The sequence below is a fragment of the Paenibacillus sp. JDR-2 genome (assembly GCF_000023585.1).
Classification (GTDB): Bacteria; Bacillota; Bacilli; order Paenibacillales; family Paenibacillaceae; genus Pristimantibacillus.
In genome coordinates this window covers 4,967,501-4,981,750 of record NC_012914.1, presented here as the reverse complement: position 1 = coordinate 4,981,750, position 14,250 = coordinate 4,967,501, and the positions used below count along the sequence as shown (strand labels likewise).

General features: G+C 51.7%; 15 protein-coding genes and 1 riboswitch (1 of these 16 running past the window's edge). Of the genes, 14 read left to right on the top strand and 1 reads right to left on the bottom strand.

Annotated elements, in window-relative coordinates:
• The first annotated feature begins 145 nt into the window (after positions 1 to 145).
• The 10 genes from PJDR2_RS21810 (at position 146) to PJDR2_RS32035 (ending at position 10,281) form a co-directional block, all read left to right on the top strand.
• On the top strand, positions 146 to 451 hold the full coding sequence (locus PJDR2_RS21810; protein ID WP_015845890.1) for an urease subunit gamma: 306 nt from the start codon (positions 146 to 148) through the stop codon (positions 449 to 451).
• Between the two features lie 28 nt (positions 452 to 479).
• The gene (locus PJDR2_RS21805) at positions 480 to 848 is read left to right on the top strand and encodes an urease subunit beta (RefSeq protein ID WP_015845889.1); all 369 of its coding nucleotides are present in this window, start codon (positions 480 to 482) and stop codon (positions 846 to 848) included.
• Entirely contained in the window at positions 845 to 2,557 is a 1,713-nt protein-coding gene (gene ureC, locus PJDR2_RS21800) for an urease subunit alpha (protein WP_015845888.1), read from the top strand. Before PJDR2_RS21805 ends, ureC begins: the two co-directional genes overlap by 4 nt.
• An 18-nt stretch (positions 2,558 to 2,575) precedes the next feature.
• Entirely contained in the window at positions 2,576 to 3,268 is a 693-nt protein-coding gene (locus PJDR2_RS21795; RefSeq protein WP_015845887.1) for an urease accessory protein UreF, read from the top strand.
• A 26-nt stretch (positions 3,269 to 3,294) separates the two neighbouring features.
• Positions 3,295 to 4,008, top strand: coding sequence for an urease accessory protein UreG (gene ureG, locus PJDR2_RS21790; RefSeq protein WP_015845886.1), 714 nt, complete (start codon positions 3,295 to 3,297; stop codon positions 4,006 to 4,008).
• A gap of 2 nt (positions 4,009 to 4,010) precedes the next feature.
• Positions 4,011 to 4,880 carry an urease accessory protein UreD gene (locus PJDR2_RS21785; protein ID WP_150106545.1) on the top strand — a complete coding sequence of 290 codons (870 nt, stop codon included), beginning with the start codon at positions 4,011 to 4,013 and terminating at the stop codon, positions 4,878 to 4,880.
• Between the two features lie 70 nt (positions 4,881 to 4,950).
• Positions 4,951 to 5,412 (top strand): MarR family winged helix-turn-helix transcriptional regulator, encoded by a 462-nt coding sequence (locus PJDR2_RS21780; RefSeq protein ID WP_015845884.1) that lies wholly within the window; start codon positions 4,951 to 4,953, stop codon positions 5,410 to 5,412.
• 213 nt (positions 5,413 to 5,625) lie between these two features.
• Positions 5,626 to 6,537, top strand: coding sequence for a hypothetical protein (locus PJDR2_RS21775; RefSeq protein ID WP_015845883.1), 912 nt, complete (start codon positions 5,626 to 5,628; stop codon positions 6,535 to 6,537).
• A complete protein-coding gene (locus tag PJDR2_RS21770) occupies positions 6,449 to 7,990 on the top strand; it encodes a dockerin type I domain-containing protein (protein ID WP_190276164.1) in 1,542 nt (513 codons plus the stop codon). The genes PJDR2_RS21775 and PJDR2_RS21770 overlap by 89 nt, the downstream gene beginning before the upstream one ends.
• 5 nt (positions 7,991 to 7,995) lie before the next feature.
• Positions 7,996 to 10,281: an S-layer homology domain-containing protein gene (locus tag PJDR2_RS32035; protein ID WP_015845881.1), complete on the top strand. Its 2,286-nt coding sequence runs from the start codon at positions 7,996 to 7,998 to the stop codon at positions 10,279 to 10,281.
• 77 nt (positions 10,282 to 10,358) lie between these two features.
• Here the strand turns inward: PJDR2_RS32035 and PJDR2_RS21760 are convergent, their stop codons facing one another.
• Complete coding sequence (locus PJDR2_RS21760) at positions 10,359 to 11,729, bottom strand: hypothetical protein (RefSeq protein WP_015845880.1); 1,371 nt, start codon at positions 11,727 to 11,729, stop codon at positions 10,359 to 10,361.
• A 244-nt stretch (positions 11,730 to 11,973) separates the two neighbouring features.
• Between PJDR2_RS21760 and PJDR2_RS21755 the strand changes: the two genes are divergently transcribed.
• The 4 genes from PJDR2_RS21755 to queE form a co-directional block, all read left to right on the top strand.
• Positions 11,974 to 12,651 carry a sulfite oxidase-like oxidoreductase gene (locus PJDR2_RS21755; RefSeq protein WP_015845879.1) on the top strand — a complete coding sequence of 226 codons (678 nt, stop codon included), beginning with the start codon at positions 11,974 to 11,976 and terminating at the stop codon, positions 12,649 to 12,651.
• 74 nt (positions 12,652 to 12,725) lie between these two features.
• Positions 12,726 to 12,769: riboswitch (PreQ1 riboswitch) on the top strand.
• A gap of 92 nt (positions 12,770 to 12,861) precedes the next feature.
• Entirely contained in the window at positions 12,862 to 13,527 is a 666-nt protein-coding gene (gene queC, locus PJDR2_RS21750) for a 7-cyano-7-deazaguanine synthase QueC (RefSeq protein ID WP_015845878.1), read from the top strand.
• Entirely contained in the window at positions 13,524 to 13,967 is a 444-nt protein-coding gene (queD, locus tag PJDR2_RS21745; RefSeq protein WP_015845877.1) for a 6-carboxytetrahydropterin synthase QueD, read from the top strand. Before queC ends, queD begins: the two co-directional genes overlap by 4 nt.
• On the top strand, positions 13,960 to 14,250 hold the beginning of the coding sequence (queE, locus tag PJDR2_RS21740) for a 7-carboxy-7-deazaguanine synthase QueE (protein WP_015845876.1). It continues 438 nt past the right edge of the window; the window shows 291 of its 729 coding nt (coding positions 1–291); its start codon is at positions 13,960 to 13,962; its stop codon lies beyond the right edge, outside the window. The genes queD and queE overlap by 8 nt, the downstream gene beginning before the upstream one ends.

The following is a 14,250-nucleotide window of genomic DNA, read 5'->3' as shown; positions in this document are numbered from 1 at the left end:
CAAATAAAGGTGAGATATGTCGATGGTTACTAGATGGGCTAGTTGTAGGTGATCACATTTATGTCATATTACCTAACATAATTCCATTTACTTCAAACAGGACGCTGTCTATAATAAAACTAATACACTTGGGAGAGGTGGTAGCATGCAACTCACTGAACGCGAGAAGGAGAAGCTTCTAATTACAATTGCAGCCGATTTGGCTAGAAGACGGTTGAACCGGGGAGTAAAGCTGAATTATCCGGAAAGCGTGGCGCTCATTACCTCCGAGATTATGGAGGGTGCCCGTGACGGCAAGACCGTAGCGGAGTTAATGGAATACGGAACCAAGGTTTTAAAGCGTGAAGATGTCATGAGCGGAATTCCGGAAATGATCCACGAGGTCCAGGTGGAAGCTACGTTCCCGGACGGAACAAAGCTGGTTACGATTCACCACCCCATATCCAGCTAAGCCGACGCTGCCAAGGAGGGAAGCTTGAATGATACCGGGAGAATACAGGATTACGCCTGGCTCCATTGTACTCAATGCCGGACGCCGGACGGTGAAAGCGATCGTTGTGAATACAGGCGACCGCCCCGTTCAGGTAGGCTCTCATTTTCATTTTTTCGAAGTGAACCGGGCATTATCGTTTGACCGTGAAGCGGCTTTTGGCATGAGGCTTCATATTCCTGCCGGTACGGCGATCCGGTTCGAGCCGGGGGAAGAAAAACCGGTCACGCTGGTTGAGCTTGGCGGTTCCAAGCTGTCCCACGGGTTAAACGGATTATCCCGGGGCAAAGCCGAAGCGGGCAAGCTGCCGGAGGAAGTGCGCGCGCGTCTCAACGCATGGGAAGGAGAAGGCGGATGAGCGTCATTGACAGGCATAGATACGCGGCCATGTTTGGACCAACGACAGGGGATGCGGTTCGGCTGGCGGATACCGAGCTATGGGCCGAGATCGAGAAGGATTATACCGTTCACGGCGATGAGTGCAAGTTTGGCGGCGGTAAAGTCATCCGTGACGGCATGGGGCAATCAAGCGGCGCTCTTCGGGGTGAAGGGGTGCTTGATACTCTTATTACGAACGCCGTTATTATTGACCATTGGGGAATTGTTAAGGCCGATATAGGGATTAAAGACGGCTTTATTGTCGGGATTGGCAAAGCAGGCAACCCGGACATTATGGACGGAGTTACGCCCGGCATGATAGCAGGCGCAAGTACCGAGGTTATTGCTGGCGAAGGAAAGATCATTACGGCTGGCGGCATAGATGCGCATATTCATTTTATATGTCCCCAACAGATCGAGACGGCTCTCTCTTCCGGCGTCACTACGATGATTGGCGGCGGCACCGGGCCTGCGACGGGAACCAACGCAACAACCGTTACCCCGGGTGCCTGGCATATGCGCAGAATGCTGGAGGCGGCTGAGCAGTTTCCCATGAACCTGGGTTTTACGGGCAAAGGAAATGCTTCGTTTACGGCCCCTTTAATAGAACAGATTGAGGCGGGAGCGATTGGGCTGAAGCTTCATGAAGACTGGGGGACCACGCCCGCGGCAATTGATGCTTGCCTGAAGGCTGCCGATCAATACGACATTCAGGTTGCGATTCATACGGATACGCTGAACGAAGCGGGATTTGTGGAGGATACGCTTAGAGCGATTGGCGGCCGCACGATTCATACATACCATACGGAAGGCGCGGGCGGCGGCCATGCGCCGGATATTATCGTAGCGGCAGGGGAATTGAACGTACTCCCTTCCTCCACCAACCCAACAAGGCCTTTTACGATTAATACGATAGAAGAGCATCTGGATATGCTTATGGTCTGCCATCATCTGGACAGCCGTATACCGGAGGATGTGGCTTTTGCGGATTCCCGGATCCGGCCGGAGACGATAGCGGCGGAAGATATTCTTCATGATATCGGCGTCTTCAGCATGATCAGCTCGGATTCCCAGGCTATGGGGAGAGTTGGGGAAGTGATTATCCGTACGTGGCAGACGGCGGATAAAATGAAGCGGCAGCGCGGACCGCTGTCGCCCGATACCGTAAGCGATAACTTTCGCGTCAAGCGTTATGTGGCGAAGTATACGATCAACCCGGCCATCACGCATGGCATTTCGCATCTGGTAGGTTCTGTGGAGGTCGGCAAATTCGCGGATCTGGTCCTCTGGCAGCCGATGTTTTTCGGAGTGAAGCCGGATTTGGTGTTGAAGGGCGGCAGTATTGCCTATGCTCAAATGGGCGATCCGAATGCCTCCATTCCAACTCCTCAGCCGGTGTTTGGCCGGCCGATGTTTGCTGCCTTTGGCAAAGCTGTGCACGGCAGCTCGATTACGTTTGTCTCGCAGGCGGCGTTTGACAATGGCATTGATCGGCAGCTTGGTCTTCAGAAACGGATCGAGCCGGTGAAGGGCTGCCGCTCGGTAACGAAGAAGGACATGATTCATAATGACGCAACACCGTTGATTGAGGTTGATCCGGAGACCTACAGGGTAACCGTGGATGGAGAGCTTGTGACCTGCGAGCCGGCGAAGTCGCTGCCGATGGCTCAGCGCTACTTTTTATTCTAAAGGAAGGGCGGTTAACTGATGGGTGCTTCTGCAGCTTGGCTCGCCATGCAGCAGCTATTGGACTCTGCCCTTCCGATCGGCGGGTTTTCCCACTCGTTTGGTCTCGAGACGATGGTACAGGAAGGGCGGATCGTTCGTAGCGCGCAGCTGTATGAATATGCGTCGGCTATGATGAGGCAAAGCTGGGCGACTTCGGATGCGATGATTATCCGGGCCGTTTACAGGGATGCTCCGCAAGAGGATTGGAACAGTCTGTTTGCGGTCGAACGGCTTGTGCATGTGCAGCGGATTGCGGTAGAGACCAGGGTTGGCTTGGAGAAGATGGGGCGCCGATTGCTGCAACTTGCCGCTGCCCTTCATCCTCAGCTTGATTGGACGCTATTAAATGAAGCTTTGCGGTACAGGAAATGTCAGGCTACCCATCCGCTAGTATACGGTTATATATGCTATCGGCTTGGCGTAGAGGAGGAACGGGCTATCCAAGGCTATTTGTACGCTTGCGTGGTTACTTGCGTGAATAGCGCCCTAAGGCTTATGTCCATCGGTCAGACCGAAGGTCAATCGCTTATCGCAAGGTTGTCGTTAGGGATAGACGAAGCAACGGAGCTGGCCATGTCGATGCTGCCTGAGGAGGCCTATTCGAATATGCCAATGGCAGAGCTGGCCATGATCCGGCATGAAGGTTTGTATTCGCGTTTATTTATGTCATAACCATAATGAGAAAGCGGGGAATTGCAATGTGCCAAGGTCAAGGTCATACGCATAAAGAATGGGAGAAGCCTGTTATCGACGTTTCGCGTCCGGTCCGGATCGGAATCGGAGGTCCGGTTGGTTCGGGCAAAACCGCGCTGGTGGAGCGGCTGTCGCGCGAGCTTTGCGATAAATACAGCTTAGCCGTTATTACGAATGATATTTACACCAAGGAAGACGCAAGAATTCTCGTGAATACGGGTGTGCTTCCCGAGGAACGGATTCTCGGAGTAGAGACGGGCGGCTGCCCGCATACCGCTATCCGGGAGGATGCGTCGATGAACTTCGAAGCCATTGAAGAGCTGCAGAGCAGATTCGAGAAGCTGGATCTGATCTTTATCGAGAGCGGCGGCGACAATCTGGCTGCTGCCTTTAGCCCGGAGCTGGTGGATCTCTTCATCTATATTATAGACGTTGCCCAAGGGGAAAAAATTCCGCGCAAAGGCGGCCCGGGCATTATGCGTTCGGATCTGCTCGTGATTAACAAGATCGACCTTGCCCCGTATGTCGGTGCGAGCCTCGAAGTGATGGATGCGGATTCGAAGCGGATGCGGGGCGATCGTCCGTTTGTCTTCTCCAATATGTTTGGCGGCGACGGGGTAGCCGAAATCGTTGGTTGGCTGGAGCATGAGCTTGCGCATGCGCGGGGTGAGGCGCATACCCATATCGTGCAGCTTGGCTCCATGCCTCATAAGCATTAGGAATGGCGGCAGATATACGGGGAGAGCGCGCGGCGGTACGGAACTCTGTGCTGCGCGCTTCCTTTCATTTTACAGATGGCGCGACAAGGCTTGCGGATAAGTATCATACCTCGCCCATTAAGATCGCAAAGAGCTTTCCGCTTCAAGAGCAGCTGGCTGTAATCATTATGGATTGTTCTCCCGGTCTGCTGGCCGGGGACCGATATGAACTGGAATGGCAGGCGCACGGCTCCTCGCATGCTTATATCACAAACCAGTCTTATATGAAGGTTCATCCCAGTCCGCTTGAAGGCGTGGCGGTGGGATCTTCGATTTCTCAGACCTTCCGGCTTGGTCATCATGCGGTTATTGAACATATGCCGGAGCCGGTTATGCTGTATAAGGACGCCAAGCTGCGCAGCGAAACCAATGTCTATCTGGAATCAGGAGCCGTATGGATGCAGGCGGATATTCTTTGTCCGGGACGTACGCTGCGCCAAGAGAAGTTCCGATACGCAGAGTTTCGGAACAGCTTGTCCGTTTACTACGAGGATGAGCTGATATTCGCCCAGCGGCAGCGGATTGTGCCTAGCGACCATAAGCTTGCGGCTCCCGGTTGTTGGGAGGAGATGACGCATATGGCGACCTTTTGTCTGTTTACCGATCAATTAACGGGTTCGCGGATTGAGTCCATGAAAGAGCTTGTTCAGGAATTGCCTGAATACGGCTCTCATCCGGTTATGATAGGACTGTCCGATACGCACCGTTACGGCCTTGTCGCTGCAGCTGCGTCTACCGCGGCATGGCCGCTGCAAGAGGCTATGCGCTTTCTCTGGCACGGCGCTAGAAAGATTGTACTCGGCAAAGAACCGGTAGATTTGCTTAATTCTTAGGGCTGGACTTGGCTATGCGTTCAAAACACGTTATATTTATAGATATGAATGTATTAGCGAGGGTGAATGGATGAACCTGGATCAGGAGAAGCTTCTTAAACTAAGAGAGATGGATGACGTATTCCGCAAGCTGCGCAGGTTGATTAACGCGGAATATAACCGGTTTAATGTTCACGGACTTGGGATGACGGAAGGCAAGATGGTTATTATTCTTGCGCAGCATGGACCTCAGAAGGCATCTGCAATGGCAGAATGGCTCCGTATTACAAGCGGTGCCGTAACGGGGATTTCGGATCGCTTGATCGACCTTGGCTATGTAGAGCGTTCGCGGAGCGAGTACGACCGGCGTATCGTTATGCTAAGCGTAACCGACGAAGGCCGCAAGCTGGTGGATCATGTTATGGAAATGCGCGAGCGTATTATGTTGAAACTGTATGACGGCTTTGAGCTTAATGATATAGACAAAGCAACGGATATCTTCATCCGGATGGCAGCGAATCTGGATCCGAAGAGCGAAGCAACGGAAGAGTAGCACCTGTAAGGAGGCTGTCCCATTATCTTAATGATAATGGGATAGTCTTTTTTTATTTTTATTTTATTGTCGAATTTTGCAGGATTATCCGTTACAACCAGAGAACTTATTGATAATAGGTAAATATACCTATTTAATAGATAGGTCTTTTGGACTGTTTGATAGTTGGGGCAGGCAGGAGTTAATCAAAACGACATCATGGGAGGAATCGAATTGAGAGCTTTAATTAGAAAAATGACCGGCATGACGGTTGCGCTTGCGCTTGTTATTGGTTGTCTTACGCTAAGCAGCGCTACCGTGTATGCGGATTCGTGGAGCTTTGTTGACGGCAATGGAACAAACGGATTGAACTACAATCCTGCTAATGCTGCGTCAACGCCAAGAATGGCGGAGCTCAACGGCGTATTATATGCGGTTTGGTCAGAATCCAATGGCAGCGTAACGCAAATTCATGCGAAAAAATATGAAAACGGAGAATGGACAACGGCAGACAATAACGCGAGTTTGAACCAGAACGCTGCTAAAAACGCGCAAAATCCCGTGCTTGAGGTACATAACAACGAGCTGTACGCGGCATGGCAAGAGACAGGAACGACTTACTGGCAGGTCCGGGTCAAGAAGTTCAACGGCACTTCCTGGGTATCGGCAGACGGCAATGACGCAAGCAACGGCATTAACTTGAACAACAGCAACAATGCCCGCAACCCTAGATTGATCAGCTATAACGGCAACCTGTATGCGATGTGGGATGAGGCGCTGGGATCCGGGATCAATCAGGCACGCGTAAAAAAGTATAATGGTTCCGCTTGGATCTCCGTGGATGGAGGAACGGCTTCGGCTGGAATGAACAAGGATTCCGCGCTTGCAGCGCAATTGCTGTACCCTGCCGTCTACAATAATAAGCTCTATGTAATCTGGAGCGAGGGGACATCGTCCATTCAGACGAGGGTCAAAGCGTATGACGGCACCTCGTGGACCTTTGTTGACGGCGGCGGTGCCAACGGTTTGAACAAGGATGCAACCAGGTGGGCGCAAAATGCCTCGCTTGTCGTATACAACAATGAATTATACGCATCTTGGTCAGAGACAAGCTCCGGCCAGAATCAAATCCGGGTCAAAAAATAACAACGGGACTGCCTGGAGTTTTGTAGATGGGGACGGCCCGACGGGGATTAACTACAATACTTCGAATTCGGCCTACATTCCGCGGCTTACCGTATTTGACGGCAATTTGTACGCGGTCTGGTATGAAGGCACGCCGAATTTTAAAATTCGCGTAAAAAAGTACGACGGTTCTGCATGGTCCTTCGTTGACGGCAATGGTACGTCGGGTATTAATAAAAGCGCCTCTGCCGGCGCGCAGTACGGGTTCCCGACCGTCTATAACAATAGTCTCTATGTAATCTGGCAGGAAACGAACGGAACCGCCAATCAGATACGCGTCGCTTTGATGGGTCCGTCCAATACGGCGCCAACGGCAACGAACGTTACGTTCACCGGCAATCTGAAGCAAGGGAATACCCTTACGGGCACCTATGCATACGTTGACGCTGAGAACGATCCGGAAGGGACGCCAACGTATAAATGGTATGCGGCGGAAGACAACGCGGGTACGGGCAAAACGCTAATCGCATCGGCAACGACCGATACTCTCACGCTTACAAACGCCGAAGTGGGAAAATATATCGTGTTCGAGGTGACGCCGGCTGCAACTTCCGGTACGCCAACGGGCGCGCCATCGTCCTATACTAGCGCGGTTGCGGTACAAGCGAATGCGGCGCCAACGGCAACCGATGTTTCATTTGACGGCACGTTGAAGCAAGGCGGTACGCTTACGGGCAGCTACGCTTACGCCGATGAGGAAAATGATCCGGAAGGCACCCCGACGTACAAGTGGTATACGGCGGAAGACAACGCGGGTACGGGGAAAACGCTAATCGCATCGGCAACGGCCAATACTCTTGCGCTTACAAGCGCGGAAGCCGGAAAATATATCGTCTTTGAGGTGACGCCGTCTGCAACTGCGGGGACGCCAACAGGTGCTCCATCGTCCTACACGAGCGCCGGCGCGGTCTTGAACAATTCGGCGCCAACGGTAAGCCATGTACAGATTTCGGGCAGTCTGAAGCTTAACCAGACGCTGACGGGAACCTATCTCTATAATGATGACGATCAGGATGCGGAAGACGGGACAACGTTCCAGTGGTATACAGCAGACGATGCGCTTGGGACTAACAAAACGCCGATAGCAGGCGCGTCCGGTAAAACTCTAGTATTGAAGGCTGATCAGAACAATAAGCACATTCTATTCGAGGTAACGCCTCATGCGGCTGCCGGCTCGACATCCGGTAATTCGGTCGCTTCCCCGGCTGTTGGACCGGTGGGGATGCTGAAAGGCGATGCTAACGGCGACGGTTATGTAACGCCTGCCGATGCTTTGCTCGCCAACAAATATATTCAGGGCAAAATCACCCTGACCGCCGAACAGAAGCTCGCGCTGGACATGGATAACGACAATGATGTCGATGCGGTTGATGCTCAACTTATCTTAAACGTGTATCTTGGGATTGGAGGTTGAATGCGGTGACGAACTTGAAAAACGCAACCCGGGTGCGTTCCCTTCGCTGGCTGCTGGTATTGTGCTTAACCCTTTATTCGACTCTAAGTCTTGCGCCGCAAGCCAAAGCAGGCGCCGGTTCGCCGTTTCAAGCGGAAATAATCAGCGCTACCGGGCATGCGGGAGAAACGGTATCAATGGCCGTTTATTTGCAGCCTGACGTTATAGAGGGTGATGACAGTTACTGGAAGTATACGCTTCAAGTGGATTACGATCCTAATGTGCTGGCATTGGATGGCGAAATAACGGACGAGGCTTCGTCTGAGATCTTCGACACCGGCGGTTCGGTAGCGGGCAGTATCCAAGTAGAAGCCTCAGCCTTTGGCGACTTGCTCTTCATTTCCGAGCGGCAGAAGGTAATGACTCTTCGTTTCAAGATTAATCCGGAGGCTGCGGCTGGCGACACGAATGTGACTTTAACCGGAGGTTCTTTTACCGCCGACCAATCGCCAACCGAAATAAACAGCTTTGTTTCGGGCACGGTAACGGTTCTAGAACATGAGAAGAAGGCAGAGGTCACGATTGGCTCAAAAGCTGGAGAACCGGGGACGCTTGTGCAGGTTCCGGTTAAGCTGAGCGATGCAACGACAGGTGTCGGCTCGTACGGAGTTGCGCTTCGCTTTGACAAGGACGCGCTTGAAGTCAACCGCGTGGATGGGCCGCCACAAAGCGGATTCGCCAGCAATTTCGATAACGAAGCGGGCATCGTGCAAGCGGGTTGGGCTGATCTATCCGGCGGTGACAATCCAATCTTGGCGGGCCAAGATTTGTTTACGGTGACGTTCAAAATTAAAAATGAAGCGCAGCTTGGGGACAAGGCTGTTAACGTCGCCGATCCCGAGAACATCGAACAGTTTACGCTGACGGATGCCGATGCGGAGGAAATGGTCAAATCGCTGCATGCCGGCAACGTGAACGTCTACCGTCATGTTTCCTCCCCGGTACCGCCGAAGGAGATCATCGCGGTGGATGTCAAAGGTTCGGGATCCGATGCGGTTGCCGCCAAAGCGGAAATCGAGCGGACGACAAAAAGCGATGGCACAAAAAGCGATAAAGTCGTGCTGACATCCGCTCAGGCGAAAACGGCGATCGCCGCGATTGCGGCGAACAAACTCGGTGCGGCAAATATTATGATTCCGGATGCCAAGGATGAAGTATCGGAAGTTAACGTTACGGTGCCGAAGGAAGCAAAAGGCCTGCTTGCAGATGCAAAGCTGGGACTTGGCATTGTAACGGATAATGTTCAGCTCATCGTTCCTAGCAGTTCATTGGAGGGCTTCGCCGATGACGTGCACTTCCGGTTCGTACCGATTAAGAAAGACGAGGAGAAGAAAGAAATAAAAGCTCGGGCGGATAAGGATACGATCGTGCAAGCGATAGCAAGCGACGGCGTGACGGTAATAGGGCGTCCGATGACGATAGAAACCAATCTGCAAAACCGGGAAGTTACGTTGATTATGCCTTTGAAGGAAATGCCGTTAAGCAAGGATGAGCTGGAGGGCCTGCGCGTGTATATCGAACACGGAGACGGAACCAGAGAACTGCTGCAAGGGAAGCTTGTTCCATATCCCGGCGCGGACGGGGTACAGGGTATCCAGTTCACGGTTACGAAGTTCAGTACATTCACCCTTGTTTATGCAAAACCCAAGCTTGAGGAGCATCATGCCTATGTGAACGGCTATCAAGACGGCAAGTTCCGTCCGGAGCAGACGATTACGCGGGCGGAAATGGCCGCCATGCTCTCCCGCGTAATTACGAAGGATGTTAATGAAGACGCCGCAACGTACGCCGACGTGCCGACGTCGCATTGGGCGGCACCGGCTATCGCGAAAGTGTCGGCCATGCAAGTAATGAGCGGCTACCCTAACAACAGATTTGGACCGGAGAAGCCGATTACCCGGGCGGAGCTCGCAGCAATAGCAGCGGGGCTCGACGCTGAAGGTATATCGGGATCCGGCTTCAAGGATATTGCCGGACATTGGGCGGAAAACTCCATTCGCAAAGCGCAGGGAGCGGGACTTCTGCAGGGATATCCGGACGGCAGCTTCAAACCGGAGAAGACAGTGACCCGCGCGGAAGCAGTTACGGTTCTGAATAGGGTATTGGGCAGAGGACCGGCCGCAGCAACGGACAAAGAATCGCCATGGCGCGATGTGGCGGTTGATTACTGGGCGTATGCAGACATTGCGGAGGCTTCTGTCGAGCATAGCTTTACGCATCAAGCGGACGGGACGGAAAGCTGGAAGCATTAGAATTTTAAAGGTATTGAAAAAACGCTTGGCTGCCTGTTGCAGCTAAGCGTTTTTCCTGTTTTGCGTGAACCCTGCGTTTACACGGATTCGCCATTTAAGTAGTTGAAGAATGGTTTATCGACCCAGATCGGATAGGATTGGATGTCGAGTCCGGTGCCAAGCTTTTTGAATCCTTCGGCAATAGCGGCGGAAGGCTCGTTTAACGAGAAGGATTGCGCGTAATAGTGGCCGGCGCCAGTAATTTTGTTGTTTGTGATTTGGATATAATCATCCAGCTTGGTCGCGGAATAATAAAGCGGCTGCCACCAGGAGCTGGCGATAAGGCCGGTCTGGTTCTCGCTGTTTTTCTTCGCGTATTGCAGAATAACCGGTTGGAAGCGGGCTTTGTCCGCGGCATTCGCGAATTCGAATTTCAGATCGTATTCTTTGGCATAAGCGATATAATTGCCGTTTTCGATTTGGACGACCTTATAATTTTCCGTTTGAACAGGCTCGCCCCACTCCTTCAAATAAATGAATGCGGAAGTTTTAGGCTCGAACTGCACTTTGGCTTTGATTCCTTCGCTGCGGAGCAAGCCGATCAGCTGAACCGCATGCTTCAGGTTATCGTGACCGTATGTCAGAGACAACGAATCGACGAAGTTGGCGTCAAAACGGTTGTCCTTCAGGTTGTAGCCGGTAACGAGATTTTGCTTCAGGGCCGTGTCAACTACCGTTTGAAGCTCAGGCGACTGAATGATATCGGAGGTGTTGTAGGCATCCGCAAGCTTTCCGTAGATATCGGCATCGGAAGTATAACCGATATAATGCTTATACTCTCCTTTAATGGAAAGAATCTGTACGAGAAGGGCTTCCGCCAGATCAGCCGAAGCGGCTTTTCCTTTTACTTCTTTATAGAAGGAAGAAGGGAGCAGTCCGCTATGTACGGCAGCCGCAAGTTCTTGTGCGGCGGACAGGCTTAATCCAGCAGGCGAGTAGCCGATTTGCTTCAGCGCATCGGTTGTTTTGCTTTGCGGGTAAGAATGGGCGAGCTCAGCCAGGCCGGCTGCTTTTACGGCGATATAAAGCGCGCTAGTTGCTTGAAGCGGCTTGTCGGCCTCTATTTTTAATGAAGTGATGATACCCTGCTCATATAATGCCGCAGCGGACGAATAATAAGGACTATCGGCTCCAAGATCGTTAAAGACCGGTTGGGTCTCGGCGGACCCGAGATGAAGAACCTTGGCTACCTGCTGAAGGAATTGGCCCTTGGTAACCGTCCCTTGCTGGAAAGTGATGCCGTATTTCTCTTGCAAGAACTGCTCATATTCTGTTATAGATGAGGAAGAAGCTTGCAAGACTGCGGAAGTTGGCACTACTGCAGCTGCGGACAGTGGCAAAGCGGCAGAGAAAACTAGGGATAAAGCCAGCGATCCGGAAAGGAGCCATTTGTTACGTGAATTCATCATTCAAAACCTCCAATGATATAAAAAGATATAAAAAGATTGACTAATACGATTAATCCACTCGGAATTGTATGGAAATATTATCATTGTTACAAATTGGTGTCAATAGCCGAAAGGCGCAAGTCTTGTTATACATGCTATAGTAGAATGGAAGTAGATAAGCTTATGCTTACGAAGCAAGAATCATCACGAACAATCTAATCCTAGCTGTTTGTGTGATCATTCTTTTCAGGAGGCTTGGAACAACATGAACACAAGCAAGAAAGCTGAACGTTTGAAGAAAGCTCCTGCCCTCAAGGCGAATGTCGCTCCTGAGCTGGCGCATCGAGTTCCGCCCGGACAGACAACTACGGACCGTTTCCCGATTCTTCACGAAGGGGAAGTGCCGGAGTACGATATGTCCACATGGACTTTGCGTGTATTTGGCGAAGTGGAAGAGGAAAAAGTTTTTACATACGAGCAAATTATGGCTCTTCCTCAAATCAAACAAATGAACGATATTCATTGCGTTACCCGATGGTCGAAGCTTGATACCGAATGGGAAGGCATTCGATTCTCTGATCTGATGAAGCTGGTTAATGTGAGCCCGGAAGCTAAGTATGTGATGATTCATGCCGATCAAGATTACGAGACGAATCTTCCGCTCGAGGATCTGCTGCATGAGAACATCCTGCTGGCGCACAGCTTCGATGGTGAACAGCTTACTGCCAAGCATGGCTGGCCGCTGCGGCTGCTTGTCCCGCATTTGTATTTCTGGAAGAGCGCCAAGTGGATCAGAGGAATTGAATTTATGAAGGAAGACCGCCCGGGCTTCTGGGAGAGAAACGGCTTCCACAATTATGCCGATCCGTTCCGCGAACAGCGGTTCTCAGGAGAAGATCTAGGGCTTCCGGAAGACGAATGGTATCACAAGGATTTCGATTAATTGGCATATAGCCGGATAACTAGAGATATGGTATAGTACGTAGGTACATTCGAATAAATGCTGAAGCGGATGCTTCAGGAGAGGTTCGCGAACTCCCTCTATAAAAAACTAAGAACTGGAATCTATTCTGATTCCATTTTTTTCGTTTTGAGACATGTGTACAGGGTTTTGTTCGAAGGGTCTCTCCCTCATTATGGGAGGAGAAGGAAGATGAAAAAAGGAAAAGCGGTAGTTGTATTCAGCGGCGGGCAAGACAGCACAACTTGTCTGTTCTGGGCGCTGGAACGCTACGAAGAGGTGGAAGCGGTCACCTTCAATTACGGGCAGCGTCATGCGCTCGAACTGGAATGCGCCGCGCAGATTGCCGAAGAGCTTGGGGTAAGGCATCATGTGCTTGACATGTCGCTTCTCAATCAGTTGGCACCTAACGCACTGACGCGGCCCGATATCGAGATCGAGCAGCAGGAAGGCGGCTTACCGACTACGTTTGTAGACGGCCGAAATTTATTGTTCCTGTCCTTTGCGGCGGTGCTCGCGAAGCAGATCGGAGCAAGAGCTATCGTAACCGGCGTATGCGAGACGGATTTCAGCGGTTATCCGGATTGCCGGGATATTTTTATCAAATCGCTTAATGTAACGCTTAATCTATCGATGGACTATCCGTTTGTTATCGAGACGCCTCTTATGTGGCTGGATAAAGCCGAGACATGGGGCCTGGCTGACCAGCTTGGCGCTTTTGAATATGTGCGGACCAAGACTTTAACCTGCTATAACGGCGTAATTGCGGATGGATGCGGAGAATGCCCGGCCTGCAAGCTGCGGAGCCAGGGGCTGAACCGTTACTTGGCCACCAAAGAAGGGGGCAAAGCGGAATGATTCAGCAAATTTATCCAAGCGTCCAGCATTCCTTTCAATATGAATTAAACAAAGACATGCAGTTTGCCGCAGCGCATTCCATTCCTTCCGAGGAAGCGGGCCATTGCTCGCGCGTGCACGGGCATACGTATTTTGCAAACGTGACGATTGCCGGCGATGAGCTGGATGCGTCCGGATTCCTGGTGAATTTCGCAGCGGTGAAAAAGCTTATTCACAACCGCTTTGACCATACGTATTTGAACGATCATACAGACGTATTTGATAATAACGACCCGAACCGTTTTCCAACCACTGAGGTTGTCGCCCGAACGATTTACGAGATTGTCCAAGCTTTTCTCGACGAAACGCCGAATAAGGCGACCTGTGTACAGGTCTTCTTGAGAGAGACGCCAACAAGCTACTGCATTTTCCGTCCGAAGAAGGCTCTAAGCCATGGCTGATAAACGAATTCCGGTCATGGAAATATTCGGGCCAACCGTGCAGGGCGAAGGAATGGTTATCGGGCAAAAGACGATGTTCGTCCGTACGGCAGGCTGTGATTACTCCTGCTCGTGGTGCGATTCCGCATTTACCTGGGACGGAACGGGGAAAGACGATACCCGCATGCTGACAGCAAGCGAGATTGTAGGCGAGCTTCGGGAGCTTGGGGGGAATACCTTCTCCCATGTGACCTTGTCGGGCGGCAATCCGGCTTTGCTGAAAAATGCGGATGAGCTGGTGGAC

Excerpts from the sequence above, each read along its gene's own strand:
- PJDR2_RS21810 (WP_015845890.1), top strand. The coding sequence starts at position 146 with ATGCAACTCACTGAACGCGAGAAGGAGAAGCTTCTAATTACAATTGCA.
- PJDR2_RS21805 (WP_015845889.1), top strand. The coding sequence starts at position 480 with ATGATACCGGGAGAATACAGGATTACGCCTGGCTCCATTGTACTCAAT.
- ureC (WP_015845888.1), top strand. The coding sequence starts at position 845 with ATGAGCGTCATTGACAGGCATAGATACGCGGCCATGTTTGGACCAACG.
- PJDR2_RS21795 (WP_015845887.1), top strand. The coding sequence starts at position 2,576 with ATGGGTGCTTCTGCAGCTTGGCTCGCCATGCAGCAGCTATTGGACTCT.
- ureG (WP_015845886.1), top strand. The coding sequence starts at position 3,295 with ATGTGCCAAGGTCAAGGTCATACGCATAAAGAATGGGAGAAGCCTGTT.
- PJDR2_RS21785 (WP_150106545.1), top strand. The coding sequence starts at position 4,011 with ATGGCGGCAGATATACGGGGAGAGCGCGCGGCGGTACGGAACTCTGTG.
- PJDR2_RS21780 (WP_015845884.1), top strand. The coding sequence starts at position 4,951 with ATGAACCTGGATCAGGAGAAGCTTCTTAAACTAAGAGAGATGGATGAC.
- PJDR2_RS21770 (WP_190276164.1), top strand. The coding sequence starts at position 6,449 with ATGCCTCGCTTGTCGTATACAACAATGAATTATACGCATCTTGGTCAG.
- PJDR2_RS21760 (WP_015845880.1), bottom strand. The coding sequence starts at position 11,729 with ATGATGAATTCACGTAACAAATGGCTCCTTTCCGGATCGCTGGCTTTA.
- PJDR2_RS21755 (WP_015845879.1), top strand. The coding sequence starts at position 11,974 with ATGAACACAAGCAAGAAAGCTGAACGTTTGAAGAAAGCTCCTGCCCTC.
- queC (WP_015845878.1), top strand. The coding sequence starts at position 12,862 with ATGAAAAAAGGAAAAGCGGTAGTTGTATTCAGCGGCGGGCAAGACAGC.
- queD (WP_015845877.1), top strand. The coding sequence starts at position 13,524 with ATGATTCAGCAAATTTATCCAAGCGTCCAGCATTCCTTTCAATATGAA.